The following is a 23,598-nucleotide window of genomic DNA, read 5'->3' on the forward strand; positions in this document are numbered from 1 at the left end:
GTTAATAACGAGGACATTGACTCGAGCCTCTTTCGAGGCCGCCAGGCCAGGCAAGCTTGTTTGACGATCCTATCCGCCAGCACGCGCAAGAAGATGCACCTGATTTCAGGCGCTGTGCTCGGCGTTTTTGTGCTTCTCCATTTCTCGAACCATGCGCTCGGCCTCGTGTCGATCGGCGCCATGGAAACGGGCCGGCGGATCTTCACCTCGGTTTGGCAGAGCATTCCCGGAACGGTCCTTCTCTACGGCTCGCTTCTTCTGCATTTCCTGATGGCGCTCGACAGTCTCTACCGGCGGCAAACCTTCAGGATGCCTGTCGGCGAAGCCCTGAAGATCATCTTCGGCCTGAGTCTGCCGTTTCTGCTCGTGCCTCACGTGGTCGCCGCCCGGGTAGAGCCGCTCATTTCAGGTGTTTATCCCGATTACCCCGCAATCCTGCGCACCCTCTGGTCAAGCTCGTTCAACACCTCTCGTCAGTCGATTGCGCTCATCGTCGTGTGGGCTCACGCCTGTCTTGGCGCATGGTTCTGGATGCGCGGGCGCGCGTGGTTTCCAAGGTACGAGACGCTGCTCTATACCGTCGCCCTGCTGGTGCCGATCTTCGCCCTGCTCGGTTTCGTCAACGGCGCCCGTTCGCTTGGGCGAGACTATGCGGAGCATGGAGGCTATGGCGACAGCGCCTATGCCAGCCCGGCACCTCGCGTCGACCCCGCTCTTCTCGACAGTATCAGGCTGGCATTCTATGGCGGCTTTGCAAGCCTGATCGGCGGAACCCTCGTTCTGCGCGCCCTGCCGGCACGGGGCCGTATTCGCATTCGTTATCCGGACGGCCGCGTCGCCGCCGTCAGCTTGGGCTTCAGCGTACTGGAAGCGAGCCGCGCGGCGGGAATCCCGCATGTTTCCGTCTGCGGCGGACGCGGCCGCTGCTCCACCTGTCGCGTGCGGATCACGCAGGGGCTCGAAGGTCAGCCCATGCCGGAAGCCGCAGAACTCGCGACGCTGGCCCGCATCGGCGCTCCGGAAAACGTGCGCCTCGCCTGTCAGTTCCGACCAGTGCACAATGTCAGCGTCGTGCCCATCCTCAACACCGATAGCCTCGGAATCAAGGCGCAGCTTGCCCGGCAGAATGCCGGCGGGCGCGAGCGCCGAGTCGCCGTGCTCTTCTGCGACCTGCGCGATTTCACCCGCATCGCCGAGCACAAGCTGCCCTACGACACGGTCTTTCTGCTCAACCGCTACTTCGAAGTCGTCGGCGAAGCCGTCGAAAGTTCGGGCGGTGTGGTCGACAAGTTCATCGGCGACGGGGCGCTTGCGATCTTCGGGCTGAAGACCCCTCTGCCGGAGGCCTGCCGCCAGGCGCTGTCGGCCGCCGCCCGGCTGTCGCAAGGGATCCGGACCCTCAACCAGACCTTCGAAGGAGAGCTCGACCAGCCACTGAGGCTCGCCATCGGACTGCATGCGGGCCCGGCGATCATCGGCGAAATGGGCTACGGCCAGGCAACCTCGCTCACGGTCGTCGGCGACACGATCAACACCGCAAGCCGGCTGGAAGGCCTCGCCAAGGAGCACGACGTCGAGCTTGCCGTTTCCGCCGAACTGGTCGAGCGCGCCGGCCTCAGCTTCGAAGGCCACAGGCGGCTCGAAATCAGCCTGCGGGGCCGCAAGGCGACGCTGGAAACCTGGATCATCGGTGACGCGGCGCAGCTCTCCCGTTCCCTGCCGGGAGCCGGATAGCCTACTCCCGCACCTGCAGCCCGTCGACGAACAGCCGTTCCAGAAAGCGTGCGGCGTCCTCGAAGCGCCCCTCGCCGGCATTCTCCTGGCCGAGCACGGCGCGCACCTGAACGTCGAAATCGGCATAATGCTGCGTCGTCGACCAGATGGCGAAGATCAGGTGATAAGGGTCGCATTTTGCGATCTTGCCCGCCTTGGCCCAGCTGCGGATGACCTCGGCCTTTTCGTCCACCAGTTGCTTCAGCGGACCCTTGAGCTCGTCCACGATATGCGGAGCGCCCTGCAGGACCTCATTGGCGAACAGGCGGCTTTCGCGCGGGAAATCGCGCGCCATTTCCAGCTTGCGCCGGATATAGCTGCGTATCTCGGCGACCGGGTTGCCTTCGGCATCGAACGCGCGCAAGGGGTCGAGCCACGTGTCGAGAACGCGGTCTATCAGCGCCCGGTGCATCGCCTCCTTGGTGCGGAAATAATAGAGCAGGTTCGGCTTCGACATGCCCGCCACGTCAGCGATCTGGTCGATGGTCGAACCGCGAAAGCCGTTGGCGGAAAACACCTCCAGCGCCGCCTCGAGGATCTGCTCCTCCTTCTCCTCCTGGATGCGCGTGCGCCTCTGGGTCCTGGCCGCTCTCGGAAGTACCATTTCGCCCCCTGTCCATACCCCCAAGCATACGACGTCCGGCGCGATCTGCCCAAAATTCGGACGCGCCGTCTTTTTGAGCAACAGCTCCTGTTTTTTCTTTTTTCGGCTTGAGTGCCGCCACGGAAGTTGTAATGTTTACCAACCGGTCAAATTATCAGTCAGATTGCCGATAAAGGCAACGCCTGATCGAAGGGCATCAAAACAAGGCCCCGATTTGGCCGACGGGAACATGAGGTCTATCCCGGGGAGGGACTGGCCGACAATAGAGGAGAACGCCATGGCAGCACCTGGCGAGAATAGGCGTGTCAATTCCGACCGTCTATGGGATTCGTTGATGGAAATGGCGAAGATCGGCCCCGGCGTAGCCGGCGGCAACAACCGTCAGACCCTGACGGATGCGGACGGCGAAGGCCGCCGGCTTTTCCAGTCCTGGTGCGAAGAGGCGGGGCTCTCCATGGGCGTCGACAAGATGGGCACCATGTTCCTCACCCGACCCGGTACCGATCCCGATGCGCTTCCGGTCCATATCGGCTCGCATCTCGACACGCAGCCGACCGGCGGCAAGTTCGACGGGGTTCTCGGCGTCCTGAGCGGTCTTGAGGCCGTACGCACGATGAACGACCTCGGGATCAAAACGAAGCATCCGATCGTCGTGACCAACTGGACCAACGAGGAAGGCGCGCGCTTCGCTCCCGCGATGCTCGCCTCCGGCGTCTTCGCCGGCGTCCATACGCTCGACTATGCCTATGCCCGCAAGGACCCCGAAGGAAAGAGCTTCGGCGACGAATTGAAGCGTATCGGCTGGCTCGGCGATGAAGAGGTCGGCGCGCGAAAGATGCACGCCTATTTCGAGTACCATATCGAACAGGGCCCGATCCTCGAGGCCGAGAACAAGCAGATCGGCGTCGTCACGCACTGTCAGGGCCTCTGGTGGCTGGAGTTCACGCTGACCGGCAGGGAAGCGCATACCGGCTCGACGCCGATGGACATGCGCGTCAATGCGGGCCTCGCCATGGCGCGCATCCTGGAAATGGTCCAGACCGTCGCGATGGAAAACCAGCCGGGCGCCGTCGGAGGCGTCGGCCAGATGTTCTTTTCGCCCAATTCGCGCAACGTCCTGCCGGGCAAGGTGGTGTTCACCGTCGACATCCGCTCGCCCGACCAGGCCAAGCTTGACGGCATGCGCGCCCGGATCGAAGCCGAAGTACCGAAGATCTGCGAGCGACTCGGCGTCGGCTGTTCCATCGAGGCGGTCGGGCACTTCGATCCCGTCACCTTCGATCCCAAATTGGTCGCGACGGTACGCGGGGCGGCCGAGATGCTCGGCTACAGCCACATGGATCTCGTTTCCGGCGCCGGACACGATGCCTGCTGGGCCGCAAAGGTCGCGCCGACCACGATGATCATGTGCCCATGCGTCGGCGGGCTCAGCCATAACGAGGCGGAGGATATCTCCAAGGAATGGGCCGCCGCCGGTGCGGACGTCCTGTTCCACGCCGTACTCGAGACGGCAGAAATCGTGGAATGAGTTTTGCGGGCGGGACGGTGGTTCCGCCCTCTTTCTACTGCATGTCTCCTTTGATCGCAGCCGACCAATGGACGAAACATGCAGCGAATCGAAGGCTACAGCGTCCTTTGCGCGTCCGAGACGTGCGGCGCTGAGAGGCGGCGCGAGCCGCCGAAAGCACCATCCAGGGGAACGAACCAATGAGCACTGTCATCAAGGGTGGAACCATCGTCACGGCCGACCTGACCTACAAGGCCGATGTAAAGGTCGAAGGCGGCAAGATCGTCGAGATCGGGCCGAACCTCTCCGGCACCGAGACGCTCGATGCCACCGGCTGCTACGTCATGCCGGGTGGCATCGACCCGCATACGCATCTCGAAATGCCCTTCATGGGCACTTACTCGTCGGACGATTTCGAAAGCGGCACCCGCGCGGCGCTTGCCGGCGGCACCACCATGGTCGTCGATTTCGCGCTCCCCTCACCCGGCCAGTCGCTGCTCGAAGCGCTCACCATGTGGGACAACAAGTCCACCCGCGCCAATTGCGACTATTCGTTCCACATGGCGATCACTTGGTGGGGCGAGCAGGTCTTCAACGAGATGGAGACCGTCGTCAAGGACAAGGGCATCAACACATTCAAGCACTTCATGGCCTACAAGGGCGCGCTGATGGTGGACGACGACGAGATGTTTTCCTCGTTCCAGCGCTGTGCGGCGCTCGGCGCACTGCCGCTGGTCCATGCCGAGAACGGCGACGTCGTCGCCCAGCTCCAGGCGAAGCTTCTGGCGGAAGGCAACAACGGCCCGGAGGCCCATGCCTATTCACGGCCGGCAGAGGTCGAAGGCGAGGCCGCCAACCGCGCGATCATGATCGCCGACATGGCCGGCTGTCCCGTCTACATCGTCCATACTTCGTGCGAACAGGCCCATGAAGCGATCCGCCGCGCCCGAGCCAAGGGCATACGCGTTTTCGGCGAGCCTCTGATCCAGCACCTGACGCTCGATGAGAGCGAGTATTTCGACAAGGACTGGGACCACGCCGCCCGCCGGGTGATGTCGCCGCCCTTCCGCAACAAGCTTCACCAGGACAGCCTCTGGGCGGGGCTTGCCTCCGGTTCGCTCCAGGTGGTTGCGACCGACCATTGCGCCTTCACGACCGAACAGAAGCGATTCGGCGTCGGCGACTTCACCAAGATCCCGAACGGCACCGGCGGCCTCGAAGACCGGATGCCGATGCTCTGGACCCATGGCGTGGCGACCGGCCGCATCACCATGAACGAATTCGTGGCGGTGACCTCCACCAACATCGCCAAGATCCTGAACATCTATCCGAAGAAGGGGGCGATCCTCGTCGGCGCCGATGCGGACCTCGTCGTATGGGATCCGAAGCGGTCGAAGACGATCTCGGCGAAGACGCAGCAGTCGGCGATCGATTACAACGTCTTTGAAGGCAAGACGGTCACCGGCCTTCCGCGCTTCACGCTGACGCGCGGCGTGGTTTCGATCGAGGAAGGAACCGTGAAGACCCGGGAAGGTCACGGCGAATTCGTCCGGCGCGATCCCTTCCCGGCGGTCAGCACCGCGCTTTCGACCTGGAAGGAAGTGACGGCGCCGCGAGCGGTCCAGCGCAGCGGCATCCCCGCAAGCGGCGTCTGATCCGAGATGCCGTACCCTTATGTCATTCGGGAAAAAACCGCCGCCGAGCAGTCAAGCGGGCACGAGGCCGTCGAGTTCGGGCAGCAGAACGACGCTCTCGTTTCCGTTCGGATCCGTCCGGGCGATCACCGCCGTGCAAGGGGCGTCCGAGAGGTTCGCCGGCAGGTGCGGCACGCCCGCGGGAATGTAGAGCATGTCTCCGGCCCTAGTGATCACGTGTTCCTCGAGCAGATCGCCGAACCAGGTGTGCGCTTCGCCGCAGAGCACGTAGATCGCCGTTTCATGGTCCTCATGAAGGTGAGCCTTGGCGCGCGCACCGGGCGGCATGGTCACGAGATGCATGCAGATGCCGGTGGAGCCGACCGTTTCCGCGGCAATACCCTCGAAATAGTGGAGCCCCTGCTTGCCGGCAAAGGCATCGCCCGGGCGAACCACGCGGCAGCCAGGATTGGGTGATCGAGACATGACCGTCCTCCAGAATACGCTGAAAAACCAGCAGCAGGCGACCTCGCCGGCAAATCCGCCATTGCATGTTGCCGGTCCGGATAGCAGTCTGACACAGGCAGTCGATAATGAGAATCCGTCCATGACATCCAATCCCGCCTCCGTGGTCTCGGCCCGGAACCTCGGCCTGACGTTCGAGACCAGCGACGGTCCCGTCAATGCGTTGACCGATGTCAACCTCGACGTGACCAAGGGCGACTTCGTCTCCTTCATCGGCCCGTCCGGCTGCGGCAAGACGACGTTTCTGCGCGTCATCGCAGACCTCGAAAAGCCGACCGCCGGCATCATAACCGTCAACGGCATGACGCCGGAGGAAGCCCGCCGGCGGCGCGCCTACGGCTATGTCTTCCAGGCGGCCGCCCTCTATCCCTGGCGCACGATCGAGAAGAACATCGCGCTGCCGCTGGAGATCATGGGTTACTCCAGCGAGGACCGGAAGGCGCGGATCGAGCGAACGCTCGACCTCGTCAACCTGTCGGGTTTCGGCAAGAAATATCCCTGGCAGCTTTCCGGCGGCATGCAGCAGCGCGCGTCGATCGCCCGGGCGCTCGCCTTCGATGCCGATCTCCTGCTGATGGACGAGCCCTTCGGGGCGCTCGACGAAATCGTCCGCGACCATTTGAACGAGCAGCTCCTCAAGCTCTGGGCGCGCACCGACAAGACCATCTGTTTCGTCACGCACTCGATTCCGGAGGCGGTCTACCTTTCGACCAAGATCATCGTCATGAGCCCCCGCCCCGGCCGCGTGACGGACGTCATCGAATCGACGCTTCCGAGGGAACGCCCGCTCGGCATTCGCGAGACGCCGGAATTCCTCGAGATCGCGCATCGGGTGCGCGAGGGCTTGAGAGCGGGGCACAGCTATGACGAGTAGCCGCGCCGCTCAAGTGTGCTGCCGCGATGCGACCTTGGCGGACATGCCGGCATGCGCCGGTATTCTCAATCGCTGGATAGAAACCACACCGTGGATGCCGCGCGTTCATCCGGAGGAGGATGTGCAGCGGCATTACCGGGAAAGCGTCTTTGCAAACGGACCCGTTATTGTGGCCGACTGTCGGGGCGAAATCGCCGGCTTCCTGGCTCTGTCCTCGGATGGCCTCGTCACCGCGCTCTATCTGGATGAACGGCACAGAGGCGTCGGAATCGGAACCACTCTCATCCGCGAAGCCAAGAAACGCGCGAGATCCGAGCTCAAGCTTTGGACATTTGAACACAACAGTGGCGCGCAGCGCTTCTATGAACGTGAGGGCTTCGTGCCGGTGCGCAGAACGGGCGGCGACAACGAGGAGGGTCTGCCGGACATTCTGTACCACTGGCGCGCCGAACCCTGGCGCGAGAGGGAGGCGTGATCATGCGCGAGGAAAGCTTCCTGAAAGACAAACTGCTTCCCATCTCCGCCGTCGTTTGCCTGTTGATCGCCGGCTGGTACGTCGCAGCGGTTTTCCTGAACGCACCTTTCGAACGAGATACCGCCGCCCGCGCCGGCACTGAGATCGGTTTTTCCGAAATCCTCCGCAACACCATGGCCCAGGAACGCCCGGTGCTGCCGGCTCCGCATCAGGTGATCGCCGAAATCTGGGATACCACCGCCAATAAGGCGATCACGTCGAAGCGCAGCCTGGTCTATCATGCCTGGATTACGCTTTCGGCCACCTTGCTCGGCTTCGGCATCGGCACAATGCTTGGCGTGCTGCTGGCCGTCGGTATCGTCCACAACCGCGCAATGGACCGATCGCTCATGCCCTGGGTGATCGCCAGTCAGACCATCCCGATCCTGGCGATCGCGCCGATGATCATCGTCGTGCTCAATGCCATCGGCATTTCCGGCCTGCTTCCGAAGGCGCTGATTTCCACCTATCTTTCGTTTTTCCCGGTGGTCGTGGGCATGGTCAAGGGACTGCGCAGTCCCGAAGCGATCCAGCTCGACCTGATGCACACCTATAACGCCTCGCCCGCTCAGACCTTTTGGAAGCTGCGCTGGCCTTCTTCGATGCCCTATCTCTTCACCTCGCTTAAGGTTGCCGTCGCAATCTCGCTCGTCGGCGCCATCGTCGGCGAACTGCCGACGGGGGCGGTGGCCGGGCTCGGAGCCCGCCTGCTCGCCGGGTCCTATTACGGACAGACCGTGCAGATCTGGGCGGCGTTGTTCATGGCCGCGGCACTCGCCGCGGTTCTCGTCATGATCGTCGGTCTGGCGCATACGGCCGTTCTGAAGCGCATGGGGGCAAAACCATGAACCTTGCCGCTCTCGCCGGCGCCATCCTCTTCTGGCTCGCTGCCTGGGCATTCAACGAATGGCTGGTCCGACAGCGCTTCGCAAGCGATGCCGCGAACAATGCGGCGCGTCTTGCCGTACCACTCCTCTTCGGCATCACCATACTCGTCCTGTGGGAAGGCATCGTCCGCGGCTTCGCCATCCCCTCGGTGCTGCTGCCGGCGCCGTCGATGATCTGGCAGCGCCTGATCAGTTCGCTGCCGACGCTGGCCGCCGATTTCCGGCAGACCTTCCTGAAATCCGTGCTGGTCGGCTACGCGCTCGGCTGCGGCCTCGGCTTCGTCGTCGCCATCCTCATCGACCGCTCGCCCTTTCTGCAGAAAGGGCTGCTGCCGCTCGGCAATTTCGTCTCCGCCCTCCCGGTCATCGGGGTCGCGCCGATCATGGTCATGTGGTTCGGTTTCGACTGGCAGTCGAAAGTGGCGGTCGTCGTGATCATGACTTTCTTCCCGATGCTGGTGAACACAGTTTCGGGCCTTGCGGCTGCCAGCCACATGGAACGCGACCTGATGCGCACCTATGCGGCGTCCTGGTGGCAGACGCTGGTCAAGCTGCGCCTTCCGGCCGCCTGGCCTTTCATTTTCAACGCTCTCAAGATTAACTCCACGCTGGCACTCATCGGTGCGATCGTGGCCGAATTCTTCGGAACGCCCATTGTCGGCATGGGTTTCCGGATCTCCACGGAGGTGGGCCGCATGAATGTCGACATGGTCTGGGCCGAAATCGCCATCGCGGCGGTGGCTGGCTCCGTATTCTACGGGGTTGTCGCGCTCGTCGAGCGCGCCGTCACGTTCTGGCATCCGTCCATCCGCAGTGGACGAGCCTAGGGCGCTTCCAGGAAAATTGTGTAGCGGTTTTCCGTGCGGAAGTATGTAATTTCAAAGTGTTAGAGTGGTTCACTGTTGGATGAAACAGTGAACCGCTCCAGCGGTCAAGTAACGATAAGAGGGAACTGAAATGAACAGGAAACTTGCATCTCTGCTGGCAGCGGGCGTCTTTTCGCTTGCGGCTTTCCATGCCAATGCCGCCGATAAGGTCACGCTGCAGCTGAAGTGGGTGACCCAGGCCCAGTTCGCCGGCTACTACGTGGCCAAAGACAAGGGCTTTTACGAGGAAGAGGGCCTCGACGTCGAGATCAAGCCCGGCGGCCCTGATATCGCACCGGCGCAAGTGATCGCCGGCGGCGGCGCCGATGTCATCGTCGACTGGATGCCTTCCGCTCTTGCGACGCGCGAAAAGGGCGTGCCGCTCGTCAATATCGCCCAGCCGTTCAAATCGTCGGGCATGATGCTCACCTGTCTGAAGGAATCCGGGGTGAAGGGCCCCGAAGACTTCAAGGGCAAGACGCTCGGCGTCTGGTTCTTCGGCAACGAGTATCCATTCCTCTCCTGGATGTCGCATTTGAAGATCCCGACGGATGGCGGACCGGATGGCGTGACCGTGCTGAAGCAGGGGTTCAACGTCGATCCGCTGATCCAGAAGCAGGCCGCCTGCATCTCCACCATGACCTACAACGAATACTGGCAGGTCATCGATGCCGGCATCAAGCCGGAGGATCTGGTCACCTTCAAATACGAGGACCAGGGCGTCGCCACGCTCGAAGACGGGCTCTACGTGCTCGAGGACAAGCTCAAGGATGAAGCCTTCAAGGACAAGATGGTGAAGTTCGTCCGCGCCTCGATGAAGGGCTGGAAATATGCCGAGGAGAATCCGGACGAGGCGGCCGATATCGTGCTCGAAAACGACTCCACTGGCGCACAGACGGAAAAGCACCAGAAACGCATGATGGGCGAAGTCGCCAAGCTGACTGCTGGTTCCAGCGGCGCGCTCGACGAGGCGGATTACGAGCGCACAGTGCAGTCGCTGCTGGCCGGCGGCTCCGACCCGGTCATCTCCAAGGAGCCGGAAGGCGCCTGGACGCATGAGATCACGGACGCGGCGCTCAAGTAGCACGCCGGACAGAGAGCGAGAGCGCGGTCCCTCGGCCGCGCTCTCCCGCCTTGAAGGTCCATGCCAGGTCGCCCGCGTGGTCAAAAGGTCGCAGCATCATCCCGGAAAATGCGCATGGACCGTGCGGCAGCATCCTGAAAGCGCCTTGAAAGCCAACGGCTTAGCATCTCGGCTTGCGATAGGCCCCGATAAAACTCCGCCGTCCCGCTGTAGTTGTTAAGACTACCTTCAGGTTGCATCTGTATTGCGTCCGGAGACGCATAACAGTAGAAATAGTGAGGCACCATTGCTTCGCCGCTCTTGTAAGCATTTGCTCCGGCGACTACATAGGCCGGAACGTTTGACTGGAGGGCAAGCGTATGGAGGAAGCTTTATTTCTTTAGCGTTGCCCATCCGGGAATATTCTTCCCGGCCCGGCGCCTGTGGTTTGAAACCGCAGCCCCGGGCAGCAATTCAAAAGGCTGCAGCGGTCTTAGTGCGTCCGATAAGACGCGGCGCTGCAGGTGAAATAGAGTGATTGCGGCCGGATATTCGCCTTGCGTGGCGTGATCAGGCGTGTTGTTTCAGTTCGGGAAAAACAGGCCAATGGCTAAAAAACTCCTGCCTCTCGTCGGCGCTTGTGCAGCGATGATCATGTCCGTGCTTGTCAGCGCCTCGGCCGAGGAGGCTGCCAAGCCCCAGCAAAAGCAGGCGCCGCCATCCATCGTCGTGACCCAGGCGACAGAGCGTGCGATCACTGACCGCGTCATTGCCACCGGTTCGATCGAGGCGGTGGACGAAATCTACGTCTCTCCGCTGGTGGATGGCCTTGCCATCCGGTCGCTCAATGTCGACGTCGGCGACCGGGTGGAACAAGGCAGCACGCTCGCCGTACTCAATGACGACGCGCTGCTCCTGCAGAAGAGCCAGCTCGAGGCCAATCTCGCAAAGGCCGAAGCGTCGCTTGCCCAGCTGCACGCCCAGCTCGCCGAAGTGACGGCCAATTCCGAGGAGGCGACGCGTGTCGCAAATCGTGCGGTTCAGCTCTCGGAAAACGGTACCGTGTCGACGGCCGAGGCCGACCGCTTGAAAGCGCTTGCCGCGGCGGGCCGCGCTCGCGTCCGCTCGGCCGAGCAGTCGGTGAGCGTCGCAACGGCAGATATCAAGGTGGTGAAGGCCCAGATCGACGACGTCGACCTGCGTCTCGCACGGACCGCCGTGAAGGCGCCGGTCAGCGGCGTCGTCTCGCGAAAGAACGCCAAGATCGGTGCGATCGCCAGCGGCAGCGGCGAGCCGCTGTTCGCGATCATTCGCGACGGCGAAATCGAGATGTGGGCCGATGTCGCCGAATCCGATGTCATCAAGCTTGCCGTGGGGCAGACGGCCACGGTCAAGCTTGCCGGCAGTACCACCACGATCGAAGGGAAGATCCGGTTGATCGCGCCCACTGTCGACCCGCAGACGCGGCTCGGCACGGTGCGTATCAGCCTGACCGACGCATCCAAGGCGCGCGCAGGCATGTATGCCAGCGCAGTGATCGTAGCGGAGCAGAAGGAAACGGTGGTTTTGCCGCAAACGGCCGTTACATCGGAAGACGGCAAGTCCATCGTCCGCAAGGTAGAGGACGGCGTCGTGCGCCTGGTACCTGTCAAAACTGGTATCCAGGACGGACAATTCATCGAAATACTCTCCGGTATCGAACCGGGCGAGCAGGCGGTGGCGAAAGCCGGTGCCTATGTGCGCGATGGCGACCGTATCAATCCGGTCGAGTCCGCCGAACCGGCAACCAACTGACGGGGACATGAGACCATGAACTTCTCCGCCTGGTCCATCCGCAATCCGGTCGCGCCCATCCTGGCGTTCTTCGTGCTCGTCGTGCTGGGATGGCAGTCGTTCAATTCGCTGCCCATCACCCGCTTCCCGAACATCGACGTGCCGATCGTGTCGATCGCCGTCACCCAGAGCGGTGCTGCGCCCGCCGAACTGGAAACCCAGGTCACCAAGGAGATCGAGGACGCGGTCGCCGGCGTCTCCGGCGTCGACCATATCGAGTCGACGATCACCGACGGCATTTCGACGACCGCCGTCATCTTCCGCATGGAAGTCCCGACGACGCAGGCCGTGCAGGACGTCAAGGATGCGATCGACCGCATCCGCAGCGACCTGCCGACCTCGATCGAAGAGCCGATCGTCTCCAAGGTCGACGTGGAAGGCCAGGCGATCCAGACATTTTCAGTCTCGTCTCCCGGCATGACGCTGGAAGAGCTCTCCTGGTTCGTCGACGACACGATCAAGCGCGCGATTCAGGGACAGACCGGCATCGGTCGCGTCGACCGCTACGGCGGCTCCGACCGCGAGGTTCGGGTCGAACTCGATGAGGACCGCCTGAATTCCTTCGGTATCAGCGCCGCCGACGTCAACGCTCAGCTTCGCCGGATGAACATGGACCTCGGTTCCGGCCGCGGTCAGGTCGGCGGCAGCGAACAGGCGATCCGCACATTGGGCGACACGCGCGACGTTGCAGCGCTGGCCGAAACGATGATCTCGCTGCCGAACGGGCGTTTCGTCCGTCTGTCGGAGCTCGGCAAGGTCATCGACACCTATGAAGAGCCGAAGTCGTTCTCCCGTTTCAACGGACAGCCCGGCGTCACTTTCGCCGTGTTCCGTGCCAAAGGGGCGAGCGAAGTGTCGGTCGCGGAAACGGTCGCCGAGACGCTGGATGAGATCCGCGCAAAGCATCCGGACGTATCCATCGAGATGGTGGACGATTCCGTCTACTTCACCTACGGCAACTACGAGGCGGCGATTCATACGCTGATGGAAGGCGCGCTGCTCGCCGTCATCGTCGTGATGCTGTTCCTGCGCAATTGGCGCGCGACGTTGATTTCGGCGGTCGCACTGCCGCTCTCGGCCATCCCCACCTTCTGGGTAATGGAACTGCTCGGCTTCTCGCTGAACCTCGTCAGCTTCCTGGCGATGACGCTCGCGACGGGTATTCTCGTCGATGATGCGATCGTGGAGATCGAGAATATCGAGCGTCACATCCGGATGGGCAAGTCGCCCTACCGCGCAGCGATCGAAGCGGCGGACGAGATCGGCCTTGCGGTGATTGCCACCACCTTCACCATTATTGCCGTCTTCGTGCCCGTATCCTTCATGCCCGGCATTCCGGGGCAGTATTTCATCCAGTTCGGCCTGACGGTCGCCGTTTCGGTGTTCTTCTCGCTCCTCGTCGCCCGCCTGATCACACCGGTGATGGCCGCCTATCTGATGAAGCCCACGGATGTCAGCGGTCATCATGACGACGAAGGCTTCATGATGCGCCAGTACACGCGCGTCGTACGCTTCACCACGAAACGCTGGTATACGCGCTACTCCACGCTGCTTGTGGCAATCCTGCTCTCGGTCGGTTCGGTGGTCGCACTGCTTGTGTTCGTTCCGGGCAGCTTCCTGCCGCCGGAAGACAATTCGCGCGTCAGCCTGTCGATCGAACTGCCGCCGGATGCAATGCTCGCGGACACGGACCGGACGACCACCGAGATCTACAATCGCGTCAAAGACGTCGACGGCGTGGAAAACGTCTTCGTGCTCGGCGGCGCCTCGCCGAAGGGCGACCTCGAATTGCGGCGCGCCGCCGTCACGGTGCTGCTCGACAAGCTCGACCATTCGCTGATCAACAAGGTCGTCAACGACGTGATCGGCCGCACGCCGCTGATCGGCGAGTACCTGCCGAAACTGCCTGCGGCCGGCCGAACCAAACCGCAATCCGAGATCGAGAAGGAAATCTTCGCGCGGCTGCGATCGATTCCCGACGTCCGCGTCACCAAGCTCAATGACCGCGGCGAACGCGATCTGTCGTTCAACCTGCTTTCCAACAACGAGGCGGACCTCGACAAGGCCGTCGCCACCCTGGAAGCAGATCTGCGCCGAGACCCCCTGCTTGCAAATGTGAGCCCCGAGGGTGCACTGCCCCGACCGGAGCTGCAGATCCGGCCGCGCGACGAACAGATGTCGCGTCTGGGCATCACGACGGCGCAGATCTCCGAAGTGATCCGCATCGCCACGATCGGCGACATCGACGCGCAGTTGACGAAGATCGCGCTCGACGGGCGCCTGATCCCGATCCGGGTGCAGCTCAACCGCGATTTCCGCACCGACCTCGCGGCGATCCGCAATCTCAAGGTCCAGACCGCATCCGGGGCTACCGTGCCGCTGTCGAGCGTCGCGGACATCAACTATGCGGAAGGGCCGAGTTCCATCAAACGCTACGACCGCTACCGCGTGGTCAAGCTCGGTGCCGATCTGCCCGCCGGCGTGGCTCTGGACACGGCATCGGCGCGCTTCAAGGAAATCGCCGCCGGCGCCGAACTTCCCGCAACGGTCCAATTCCTCGAAAGCGGCGATGCCGAAGTGCAGGCCGAGATGCAGGAGAGCTTCGGCAACGCCATGCTGCTGGGTCTGATGATGGTGCTGGTCGTCCTCATCCTCCTTTTCAAGGATGTGATCCAGCCCTTCACCATTCTGTTCTCGCTGCCGCTCGCCATCGGCGGCGTTGCTGCGGCCCTGATTCTCACCCAGAACGCGCTGTCGATGCCTGTGCTGATCGGCATCCTGATGCTGATGGGCATCGTTACCAAGAACGCGATCCTGCTCGTCGACTTCGGTATCGAGATGATGCACCACGGCATGGACCGGACGCTCGCGATGATCGAGGCCGGCAGGAAGCGGGCCCGTCCGATCGTCATGACTTCGATCGCCATGTCCGCGGGCATGCTGCCCTCGGCGCTCGGTGTCGGCGAAGGCGGTTCCTTCCGTGCGCCGATGGCAATCGCCGTCATCGGAGGCATTATCGTCTCGACCGTCCTGAGTCTCGTCGTCGTTCCGTCTTTCTTCCTGATCATGGACGACCTGTCGCGTCTCCTAGCCTGGACTTTCGGCCGCTTCATCGGCAAAAAGGACGAGGAGGAGCTGCCGCTCGACCAGGAAACTTTGAGCAAGCTTGCCGCCGAACAGGGCAGCACGATCGAGAGCCTGGAAGAGCGCGTCAAGGCGCTTGAGGAAGAGAAGCGCCGCAAGTCCGACGGCAAGGTCATCAGCCATCCGGCGCTGGCCGCGGAATAGAAGGAGAGTTGCGCGGGCGATAGATCACTCTCACCGCTTCATTGAAACGGTGAAGATGATCTATCTCTTTGTCGCTCTGCACTTGCGGGCAAAACCGCACATACGGGCTGCTCACAGCCCCCCGTGGACCGTCAGGAATTCGACGATCCGCTCTACCCCCTCGCCGCGTTTCATATCCGAAAACACGAAGGGCCTCTCGGCTCGCATCCGCGCCGCATCGCGTTCCATGACTTCGAGGTCGGCGCCGACGTGAGGAGCGAGATCCTTCTTGTTGATCACCAGGAGATCGGACCTGGTGATCCCCGGCCCGCCCTTACGCGGAATTTCCTCGCCCTGGCAGACCGAAATCACATAGATCGTCAGATCGGCGAGATCCGGCGAGAAGGTCGCCGCAAGATTGTCCCCGCCCGACTCGATGAAGACGACGTCCAGGTCGGGAATGCGGCGGCTAAGATCGGCGATTGCCTGAAGATTGATCGAGGCATCCTCGCGGATCGCCGTGTGAGGGCATCCGCCCGTCTCGACCCCGATGATCCGCTCCGAAGGCAGGGCCTGCATACGCACCAGCGCCTCTGCGTCTTCCTTCGTGTAGATGTCGTTCGTGACGACGGCGACCGAATAATTCTCCCGCATCGCCTTGCACAGCTTTTCGGTCAGTGCCGTCTTTCCGGACCCGACCGGGCCCCCGATACCGATGCGCAGAGGACCGTTTTTCGATGGCATTTTCTTTATCCTTTCGAAGTCCGTCCGCTCTTCCGTTAAGTGCGGAACAACCGTGAATGCAAGGTCTCGTGTCTCAACGAGGCAATGTCGGCGATGAACGTCGCGGCGCCAAGATCGTCGAGCGAGGCGCGCGAGGCGCGCGCTGCCACCGCCCCTATCGTCTCCTCCATACGCGCAAGCATGTCGACGCCGTCGCGCTGGCCGGTAACGCCGCAGCGGATAGCCACCGACACGGCGTTCGATATGGTGGCGTGGAGAAAGGCGGCGAGCGCCGCTTCGAGGCCGGTGCTGTGCGCACCGGCAACCGCGCCGACCGCCACCGGATAGGCGGCCCTCCCTCCAGGGAATTCGAGCGACGCGTTCGGCCAGTGGCTGGCGGCAGCCAGGAACGCCTCGCCGAGGAGCATGGTTTCCATATGCCGCTCGCGCGATCCGGCAAGCGCTTCGGCCAGTTCCGATGCCGCAATCAACCGCGCGGCTTCGTCATGTGCACGGTAACTTTCCGCCAGAAGCAGCGCGTCGTTCCAGGTCGTTCCGTGCTCCAGGAGCGTTTCGCACCAGAGCCGCAAGTCGTCGGCACCAGTGACGAGCCCGTCATGAACCGCCTGCTCCAGACCGCCCGAATAGGAAAAGGAGCCGACGGGAAAGGCGGGCGAGAGCCAGGCAACGAGACGCAGGAGCGCCTGCGTATCGGCATGCTCAGCCATGACGGTGGTGATCGCCGTGGCCGTGCTGGTGATAGGCGCCGCGCAGGGGGTGGAAGGGCTCGTTCACCTCGTCGACGGTAGCACCCAGGCCCTCGAGCATCGCTCGAATGACGGGATCGCGCACGATCAGAATCCGGCCCTCCTCGACCGCCGCCGGCAGGTGGCGGTTACCGAGGTGCCACGCAAGCTCTATGAGATGCAGCGCGTTTCGCGCGCGGATGTCGTAGAGCGCCTCTTCCGCCGCCTTCACCTCGATATGGCCGCCGCCTTCGAGCACCAGAAGATCGCCGTCGGCCAGCATCACGGGCTCCTTGAGGTCGACCATCACCACATCGTCGTTTTCGAGGTGCAGAAGCTTCCGGCGCAGATGGCGCTGATCATGCGTCAAGATCACGCGATGCAGCGGCGTCCTCTCGGCCGGACCGGGCGAACGAATTTCGGTCGAGCGATAGGGCACGTCACACCACCTCGATCTTTTCCGGATGCACGATCTCGACGCGGGCGCTCGCCAGCAGGCTCGCCGCCGCCGCCTGAAAGGCCTTCAGATGCGGCTCGGCGAAGTGCGAGTCGATGGCGGCCCTGTCCTTCCAGGTTTCGACGAATACCAGCGCATCGGGGTCGGCCGGCTTGCGATAGAGCTCATAGCTGACGCAGCCCGCCTCGCTTCGGGTCGCGTCGATCAGCGGCTTCGTCAGCGCCACCACCTCGTCGCCCTTGCCCGCATGCGCCGTCAGATATGCGATGATGTAAACCATGGATTTCTGCATTCCCCTCACCCGTGAAACGAGGAAACATGCATGATTCCCGCCCCACATCCGCTTCTCTTGGAAGCCTTCACTGTAGCAAGAAAAAGCCCCGGCACCAGCAAGAAGGCGAAAATCCCGTTGATTTTCAGGAACCTGCTTGCGGCAGCCAGGGCTTCATAGATGTCGGTGAATCGGAATCAGGCGGCGAGTTTCTTCGACTTCAGGGCCGCGAGAATGTTCTGCGGCGCAGACACGCCGTAGGGATCGCTGTCGCAATTGTCGGAGTAGCCTTCCTCTTCGAACCACTGCTCGACAACGCCGTTGTTGATGACCGCGGCGTAACGCCAGGAGCGCATGCCGAAACCGAGATTGTCCTTGGCGACGAGCATGCCCATCTTGCGGGTGAACTCGCCCGAACCGTCCGGAATGAGCTTGACGTTCTCGAGGCCCTGCGACTTGCCCCAGGCGTTCATCACGAAGGCGTCGTTGACGGAGATGCAATAGATCTCGTCAATCCCGAGAGCCCGGAACTCGGAGGTGAGCTTTTCGAAATCCGGCAACTGGTAGGTCGAGCAGGTCGGGGTGAAAGCACCCGGAAGCGAAAACAGCACGACGCGCTTGCCGGCGAAATAGTCGTCCGAGGTAACATCCTGCCAGCGGAACGGATTGGAACCGCCGACGGACTCGTCGCGGACGCGGGTGCGGAAGGTTACAGCGGGAACTTTTCTGCCGAGCATTATCATCTCCTAGAACTGGCTGCCGGCGGCGCAGTCTCGGGAGGAAAGGCGCGCCGGCGGAAAGCGAGTGCACTTTCTAACGAAATTTCCGCTGCAGCGCAGCATCAAAGCGACCATTCCGGGGCAGCCGCATGGCAGCCATGCGGCGGGTGCATGGCTGTCCGACGGAGGTCCATCGTCCGGGAGTTCAGTTACAGAGACTTAGCGAAAAGCTCAGTGTAGTCGGCAACGGGTTCCACATGCCTGTCCGCAGGCCGCTTGCCTGTCCGCAGGCCGCTGCTTCTGAGCGCACTCGCCGTCCACGTATTGCAGCCGAACAGAGCATTGAGCGCGCGCTTCACGCCTGCGGCTCCCAATAAGGAGTCAGAACATGAAATAGCGCTGCGCCATCGGCAGCACCGTTGCCGGCTCGCAGGTCAGGAGTTCGCCGTCGGCGCGGACCTCGTAGGTTTCCGGGTCGACCTCGATATGCGGCGTGAGGCTGTTATGGATCATCGACGCCTTGCCGATGCCGCCGCGGGTATTCTGGACGGCGACGAGTTCCTTGGCGACGCCGAGCCTGCCGGCGAGTCCGGCATCGAGCGAAGCCTGCGACACGAATGTGACGGAGGAATTGGTCCGGCTCTTGCCATAGGCGCCGAACATGGGACGGTAATGGACCGGCTGCGGCGTGGGAATGGAGGCGTTCGGATCGCCCATCGGTGCCGCGGCAATCGTCCCTCCGAGGAGGACCATGTCGGGCTTCACGCCGAAGAAGGCCGGATTCCAGAGGACGAGATCGGCGCGCTTGCCCACCTCGAGCGAGCCGATCTCATGGCTGAGGCCATGGGCGATCGCCGGGTTGATCGTGTATTTGGCGATGTAGCGCTTGACGCGGAAATTGTCGTTGTCGCCGGCCTCCTCCTTGAGCCGCCCGCGCTGGCGCTTCATTTTGTCGGCGGTCTGCCAGGTGCGGATGGCCACCTCGCCGACGCGGCCCATGGCCTGGCTGTCGGAGGAAATGATCGAGAAGGCACCGATGTCGTGGAGGATATCCTCCGCCGCGATCGTCTCCTTGCGAATACGGCTTTCGGCGAAGGCGATGTCTTCCGGAATGGTGGGCGACAGGTGATGGCAGACCATCAGCATGTCGAGATGTTCCGCAAGCGTGTTCACCGTATAGGGCCGCGTCGGATTGGTCGATGACGGAATGACGTTCGGCTGGCCGCAGATCCGGATGATATCCGGAGCATGGCCGCCGCCGGCCCCTTCCGTGTGATAGGCGTGGATCGTCCGGCCTTTGATCGCGGCGATCGTATCCTCGACGAAGCCGCTTTCGTTGAGCGTGTCGGTATGGATCATCACCTGCACGTCGTATTCGTCGGCTACGGAGAGGCAGCAATCGATAGCGGCGGGCGTCGTGCCCCAGTCCTCGTGCAGCTTCAGTGAGGTGGCGCCGCCCAGCACCATCTCCACGAGCGCTCCGGGCAGAGACGCATTGCCCTTGCCTGCGAAGGCGAGATTCATGGGGAATGCATCGGCCGCTTCGATCATGCGGGCAATGTGCCAGGGTCCGGGCGTGCAGGTCGTGGCGAGCGTCCCGTGTGCCGGTCCCGTGCCGCCGCCGAGCATACAGGTCAGACCGCTCATCAGCGCCTCTTCGATCTGCTGCGGGCAGATAAAATGAATATGGCTGTCCATGCCGCCGGCGGTGACGATCTTGCCCTCGCCGGCAATAACCTCCGTGCCCGGGCCGACGATGATGGTGACGCCCGGCTGCATGTCCGGATTGCCGGCCTTGCCTATTGCCGATATCCGCCCGTCCTTCAGCCCGATATCCGCCTTTACGATCCCCCAATGATCGACGATCAACGCATTGGTGATCACCGTGTCGACCGCGCCGCCTTCGCGCGTCACCTGGCTTTGGCCCATGCCGTCGCGGATGACCTTGCCGCCCCCGAATTTCACTTCCTCGCCGTGGGTGGTGAAATCCTTCTCGACCTCGACGAAGAGTTCGGTGTCGGCGAGCCGCACCTTGTCGCCCACGGTCGGACCGAACATGTTGGCATAGGCGGCGCGCGACATTTTGTAGGACATGGCTCAGGCTCCCTGGGGCAAATCTGTAGAGGCAAATGAATGAAGACGGCGAAGCCGCCCTTGCGCTGCGAGCGCATCGACATAGCGGCGCTCGGCGGCAAACGGGTGCCACTCCCAGCCGATATGGCCGAAGCCGGCAAGCACGACATCGTCGCCGGCTGCGGCAAGGCTCGACACGACGTCGGCGATCACCACCAGACCGCTGGACGGCGCGACATAGGAGGACGGTTCGAAAAGGGCGAGGTCGCGCTCGAGCCGGTCCTGCGTCTCGGCCGCAATGACCCGGTGCTTGCGTGCCGTAGCGCGCGCGAAGCTCTCGAAGCCGGCGGTATAGTCGTCGCAGAAGTCGTCCAGATCAGGATGCGTCCTGGCAAGTGCCGCCCGCATCGCAGCGAACCTGGATCCGGCACGGACGCTCCATATCTCGCGGGCCTGCCGGACCGCCGCACTCGTCTTCCAGCGCCCCCCGCCGAGCATCGACAGTGCCGGGCGGCCGGTGTTGCAGACGGCAACGATATCGGTCTTGCTGCCGCCTTTCCCGACCGAGCGGCAATCGTTGAAACGAATCACCAGATCGGCTGCGTCGATCGTCGCGGCAGCGCCCTCGGGCACGTCACCATTGCCAACGATCATGATGACGCGGCCCTTTTGCAACGATCAATTCTCCTGAGAGTCAACGAGCTTCTTGAGTTCGGCCGTGCGCTTGCGTGTCAGCTCTGCGAGGCAGCCGGAGACCAGCATGGGCTCCATAGAGCCGCCCCTCGCCTCGAACCCGGCGAGCTCGCATTGGCCGTCGCGGTAGCCGATCCAGGCCCGCTGGGCCTTTTTCAGTGCCGCGAGCGCTCCGACATAAGCGGCATCGATGCCGCCAAGCTCCTTGTCGGCCGCCTGCATGGCCGCGACCGCAAGGCGGTAGGTCCTGTTCAACTCCTCATCCGCCGACCGGTAGTCCCGATCAGCGCAGATGTTGAGATCCATCTGGGTTACCGCCTTCCGGCAATCCGGTTCAGGCTGTTGTGCAACGGCGGAGCCTGTGCAGCACAACAACAGGCCCAGGGCAGGAGCGGCAGCTCTCATAATTTCCCCATGACCTGCTGGCGAAAGCCGAAAACTTCGCGTTTCCCAGAAAGCGGGATGAGCGTCACCTGTCGTGTCTGTCCCGGCTCGAAGCGGACGGCCGTACCGGCTGGAATGTCGAGCCGCCTGCCGCGCGCGGCATCGCGATCGAAGACCAGGCCCGGGTTGGTCTCGGCGAAGTGGTAGTGGCTGCCGACCTGTACCGGCCGGTCGCCGGAGTTGGCAACCTCGATGCTGACGGTTTCGAGGCCTGCGTTCAGCTCGATTTCACCGGCGGCGGCAATAATCTCACCTGGTATCATGATCGTCCCCTCAAGCGGCTCGGTCCGGCGCGCAGCCTTCCGGCTTCAGGACGCGCTCGTTCGATGCCGGATATTTCTTCAGCATTGCTGCAGGCCGCACCGGGCGGCGGACCAGTTCACCGCCGCAATTCGGGCACATCCCGCCAAGTCGCGTTTCGACGCAGTCGATGCAGAAGGTGCACTCGAATGTGCAGATCATCGCATCGCGGCATTGGGGCGGCAGGTCTTTATCACAGCACTCGCAGTTCGGACGCAGGCTCAGCATATGGCGGGCTCCTAAGGCAATTCCGGGAAACTGTGTACGGATTCTCCGTCCGGAAGTGCGTCGCTTCGAAGAGTTGGATCGTTTCGTCGACTCAGCGAAACCGCGCAACGATCTAGCGAATGGGGTCGTGGACGGTGACGAGCTTCGTCCCGTCCGGAAAAGTCGCCTCGATCTGGATGTCGTGGATCATCTCCGCAATACCCTCCATCACCTGGTCACGCGTGAGAACATGGGCGCCGGCCTCCATCAGCTCGGCGACGGAACGGCCGTCCCGCGCGCCTTCGACGACGAAATCCGTGATGAGGGCGATCGCCTCGGGATGATTGAGCTTCACGCCCCGCTCGAGCCGCCGGCGCGCGACAATCGCCGCCATGGAAATCAACAGCTTGTCTTTTTCGCGCGGGGTGAGATTCATGCGTCGCCGTCCAGATTGATTGCGGGGTCAGAGAGTCCAGACTTTCGGCACAGAAGCATTTTTACGCAAGTGCGAAATGAGCGGGAACAGGATTTTTCTGAGCGCGAACCCATCGGCGGCAGCGACGCGGGCGACGATCTTGTCCCGGCCGCCAACGCCGAAGTGGCTGACGCCGGAGAGAGCATGTTCCGTGAGCGCCATGCGCAGTTTGGAAAGCTGCGCCTCGCAATCCGGTCCGGCATAGACGACGGTCGCGAAGGCGGCAGCGCCGTCGAGCACCGCTCGCCGAGACGCAAGCGCCGCGATGTCGCCGGCCAGCGCGAGATTTTCTGCGTGGATCAGTTTGCCGCCGCTTCGAATTCGCCAATGGTCGCGGAACAGGCCGGCGCGCACCTCCTCGCCCATGGCCTTGCGGCCGATCAGAACTGCCTCCACCGCGAGGAAGGATGCATCGACGGCAAGGTCGACTTCGAGGCTTCGCGACATGGCGGACCGATCGAAAAGAATTGTCTCCTGCGGCAGCCAGTCGACGTGGCCGCCGGCAGCCACCGATATTCGCGTCGCAGTCTCGGCCGTGCCCGCGCTTGCCTTATAGACCTTCTCGCAGGCCTGCGTCGTCAGTGTGAGTTTCGTGCTTTCGCCCGCCTCGAATTCCCAGGCAAGGCGGTCACCGCCCGTCACGCCGCCCGACGAATTGATAAGCACGGCCTCCATCGAAGCATCGAAGGTCCTCGGCAGGCGGATTTTGGCGCAGCCTTCCTGGTAGAGCTCGGCGATGCGCGTGCGTCCACCTTCAGCCTTGGCGACGAGCCGCCCCTTTCCCCATGCCCGCTGAGGGGCAATTAACGGTGCCATTTCCATGGACGTTCGCCGAATTTCCCTGACGGCGTGTTCGCACGCCGCGTCATCTTCCCTATCCGGTCACCGTCCGGAACCGGACGGGAAAAGTCAATGCGTTGTTTCACAAGAGCAATCGAGGGCCTGAATCTGCCGGGGGATGTAGCGGCTCGGAGACGGTCGGCAGCACCGCATCGAAATTGCACAGCGCATCTGCAAGCGCGTTCGCATCGAGCGGCCTGTCCTCCCGGTTGAGAACGGTGCCGAACCTTTCGGCCAGACCTGCTCCACCGGCCGCGGCCAGCGGCGGGTCGTAAGAATGCGCCGCTTGGCGTCATCATGTGT

The 23,598-nt window shown here is 62.8% G+C and carries 24 protein-coding genes and 1 pseudogene; 10 read left to right on the forward strand and 15 right to left on the reverse strand.

Features of this window, described 5'->3' with window-relative positions:
- Positions 1 to 60 precede the first annotated feature (60 nt).
- Entirely contained in the window at positions 61 to 1,734 is a 1,674-nt protein-coding gene (gene cyaC / locus SINAR_RS0122845) for an adenylate cyclase CyaC (protein WP_028001233.1), read from the forward strand.
- A gap of 1 nt (position 1,735) precedes the next feature.
- Here the strand turns inward: cyaC and rutR are convergent, their stop codons facing one another.
- Positions 1,736 to 2,377: an HTH-type transcriptional regulator RutR gene (gene rutR / locus SINAR_RS0122850; protein WP_028001234.1), complete on the reverse strand. Its 642-nt coding sequence runs from the start codon at positions 2,375 to 2,377 to the stop codon at positions 1,736 to 1,738.
- 277 nt (positions 2,378 to 2,654) lie between these two features.
- Between rutR and SINAR_RS0122855 the strand changes: the two genes are divergently transcribed.
- Positions 2,655 to 3,905 (forward strand): Zn-dependent hydrolase, encoded by a 1,251-nt coding sequence (locus SINAR_RS0122855; RefSeq protein WP_028001235.1) that lies wholly within the window; start codon positions 2,655 to 2,657, stop codon positions 3,903 to 3,905.
- A gap of 179 nt (positions 3,906 to 4,084) precedes the next feature.
- Positions 4,085 to 5,539 carry a dihydropyrimidinase gene (hydA, locus tag SINAR_RS0122860; protein ID WP_028001236.1) on the forward strand — a complete coding sequence of 485 codons (1,455 nt, stop codon included), beginning with the start codon at positions 4,085 to 4,087 and terminating at the stop codon, positions 5,537 to 5,539.
- 51 nt (positions 5,540 to 5,590) lie between these two features.
- Here the strand turns inward: hydA and SINAR_RS0122865 are convergent, their stop codons facing one another.
- Positions 5,591 to 6,004, reverse strand: coding sequence for a cupin domain-containing protein (locus tag SINAR_RS0122865; protein ID WP_028001237.1), 414 nt, complete (start codon positions 6,002 to 6,004; stop codon positions 5,591 to 5,593).
- A gap of 121 nt (positions 6,005 to 6,125) precedes the next feature.
- Here SINAR_RS0122865 and SINAR_RS0122870 point away from each other — a divergent pair, with 121 nt between their 5' ends.
- From SINAR_RS0122870 to SINAR_RS0122900, 7 genes are all read left to right on the forward strand, one after another.
- Positions 6,126 to 6,917: an ABC transporter ATP-binding protein gene (locus tag SINAR_RS0122870; protein WP_028001238.1), complete on the forward strand. Its 792-nt coding sequence runs from the start codon at positions 6,126 to 6,128 to the stop codon at positions 6,915 to 6,917.
- Complete coding sequence (locus SINAR_RS0122875; RefSeq protein ID WP_028001239.1) at positions 6,907 to 7,392, forward strand: GNAT family N-acetyltransferase; 486 nt, start codon at positions 6,907 to 6,909, stop codon at positions 7,390 to 7,392. Before SINAR_RS0122870 ends, SINAR_RS0122875 begins: the two co-directional genes overlap by 11 nt.
- A gap of 2 nt (positions 7,393 to 7,394) precedes the next feature.
- A complete protein-coding gene (locus tag SINAR_RS0122880; RefSeq protein ID WP_028001240.1) occupies positions 7,395 to 8,279 on the forward strand; it encodes an ABC transporter permease in 885 nt (294 codons plus the stop codon).
- On the forward strand, positions 8,276 to 9,145 hold the full coding sequence (locus tag SINAR_RS0122885) for an ABC transporter permease (RefSeq protein ID WP_028001241.1): 870 nt from the start codon (positions 8,276 to 8,278) through the stop codon (positions 9,143 to 9,145). Before SINAR_RS0122880 ends, SINAR_RS0122885 begins: the two co-directional genes overlap by 4 nt.
- A 130-nt stretch (positions 9,146 to 9,275) precedes the next feature.
- A complete protein-coding gene (locus SINAR_RS0122890; protein ID WP_028001242.1) occupies positions 9,276 to 10,268 on the forward strand; it encodes an ABC transporter substrate-binding protein in 993 nt (330 codons plus the stop codon).
- A gap of 585 nt (positions 10,269 to 10,853) precedes the next feature.
- A complete protein-coding gene (locus tag SINAR_RS0122895) occupies positions 10,854 to 12,041 on the forward strand; it encodes an efflux RND transporter periplasmic adaptor subunit (RefSeq protein WP_028001243.1) in 1,188 nt (395 codons plus the stop codon).
- A gap of 15 nt (positions 12,042 to 12,056) precedes the next feature.
- Entirely contained in the window at positions 12,057 to 15,368 is a 3,312-nt protein-coding gene (locus SINAR_RS0122900) for an efflux RND transporter permease subunit (RefSeq protein ID WP_028001244.1), read from the forward strand.
- Between the two features lie 111 nt (positions 15,369 to 15,479).
- On the opposite strand, the gene ureG is transcribed toward SINAR_RS0122900, so the two are convergent.
- The 13 genes and pseudogenes from ureG to SINAR_RS1000000138335 form a co-directional block, all read right to left on the reverse strand.
- A complete protein-coding gene (gene ureG / locus SINAR_RS0122905; RefSeq protein WP_028001245.1) occupies positions 15,480 to 16,091 on the reverse strand; it encodes an urease accessory protein UreG in 612 nt (203 codons plus the stop codon).
- 35 nt (positions 16,092 to 16,126) lie between these two features.
- Complete coding sequence (locus SINAR_RS0122910; protein ID WP_028001246.1) at positions 16,127 to 16,798, reverse strand: urease accessory protein UreF; 672 nt, start codon at positions 16,796 to 16,798, stop codon at positions 16,127 to 16,129.
- Complete coding sequence (gene ureE / locus SINAR_RS0122915; protein ID WP_028001247.1) at positions 16,791 to 17,255, reverse strand: urease accessory protein UreE; 465 nt, start codon at positions 17,253 to 17,255, stop codon at positions 16,791 to 16,793. The genes SINAR_RS0122910 and ureE overlap by 8 nt, the downstream gene beginning before the upstream one ends.
- Before the next feature lies 1 nt (position 17,256).
- On the reverse strand, positions 17,257 to 17,553 hold the full coding sequence (locus tag SINAR_RS0122920) for a putative quinol monooxygenase (protein ID WP_028001248.1): 297 nt from the start codon (positions 17,551 to 17,553) through the stop codon (positions 17,257 to 17,259).
- A 188-nt stretch (positions 17,554 to 17,741) separates the two neighbouring features.
- Positions 17,742 to 18,281 (reverse strand): peroxiredoxin, encoded by a 540-nt coding sequence (locus SINAR_RS0122925; protein WP_028001249.1) that lies wholly within the window; start codon positions 18,279 to 18,281, stop codon positions 17,742 to 17,744.
- 363 nt (positions 18,282 to 18,644) lie between these two features.
- Positions 18,645 to 20,357 (reverse strand): urease subunit alpha, encoded by a 1,713-nt coding sequence (ureC, locus tag SINAR_RS0122930; RefSeq protein ID WP_028001250.1) that lies wholly within the window; start codon positions 20,355 to 20,357, stop codon positions 18,645 to 18,647.
- Positions 20,358 to 20,360: 3 nt separating this feature from the next.
- Positions 20,361 to 21,011 carry a hypothetical protein gene (locus SINAR_RS0122935; protein WP_028001251.1) on the reverse strand — a complete coding sequence of 217 codons (651 nt, stop codon included), beginning with the start codon at positions 21,009 to 21,011 and terminating at the stop codon, positions 20,361 to 20,363.
- Positions 21,012 to 21,014: 3 nt separating this feature from the next.
- Positions 21,015 to 21,434 (reverse strand): lysozyme inhibitor LprI family protein, encoded by a 420-nt coding sequence (locus tag SINAR_RS0122940; RefSeq protein ID WP_028001252.1) that lies wholly within the window; start codon positions 21,432 to 21,434, stop codon positions 21,015 to 21,017.
- Positions 21,431 to 21,736 carry an urease subunit beta gene (locus tag SINAR_RS0122945; RefSeq protein ID WP_028001253.1) on the reverse strand — a complete coding sequence of 102 codons (306 nt, stop codon included), beginning with the start codon at positions 21,734 to 21,736 and terminating at the stop codon, positions 21,431 to 21,433. Before SINAR_RS0122945 ends, SINAR_RS0122940 begins: the two co-directional genes overlap by 4 nt.
- 10 nt (positions 21,737 to 21,746) lie before the next feature.
- Entirely contained in the window at positions 21,747 to 22,001 is a 255-nt protein-coding gene (locus SINAR_RS0122950) for a DUF1272 domain-containing protein (RefSeq protein WP_028001254.1), read from the reverse strand.
- A gap of 112 nt (positions 22,002 to 22,113) precedes the next feature.
- A complete protein-coding gene (locus SINAR_RS0122955; RefSeq protein ID WP_028001255.1) occupies positions 22,114 to 22,416 on the reverse strand; it encodes an urease subunit gamma in 303 nt (100 codons plus the stop codon).
- A gap of 27 nt (positions 22,417 to 22,443) precedes the next feature.
- Positions 22,444 to 23,277, reverse strand: coding sequence for an urease accessory protein UreD (locus SINAR_RS0122960; protein WP_028001256.1), 834 nt, complete (start codon positions 23,275 to 23,277; stop codon positions 22,444 to 22,446).
- Between the two features lie 124 nt (positions 23,278 to 23,401).
- A pseudogene (locus SINAR_RS1000000138335) lies at positions 23,402 to 23,574 on the reverse strand (D-glycerate dehydrogenase); the annotation flags it as partial.
- Between the last annotated feature and the right edge of the window lie 24 nt (positions 23,575 to 23,598).

The sequence above is a fragment of the Sinorhizobium arboris LMG 14919 genome (assembly GCF_000427465.1).
Taxonomy (GTDB): Bacteria; Pseudomonadota; Alphaproteobacteria; order Rhizobiales; family Rhizobiaceae; genus Sinorhizobium; species Sinorhizobium arboris.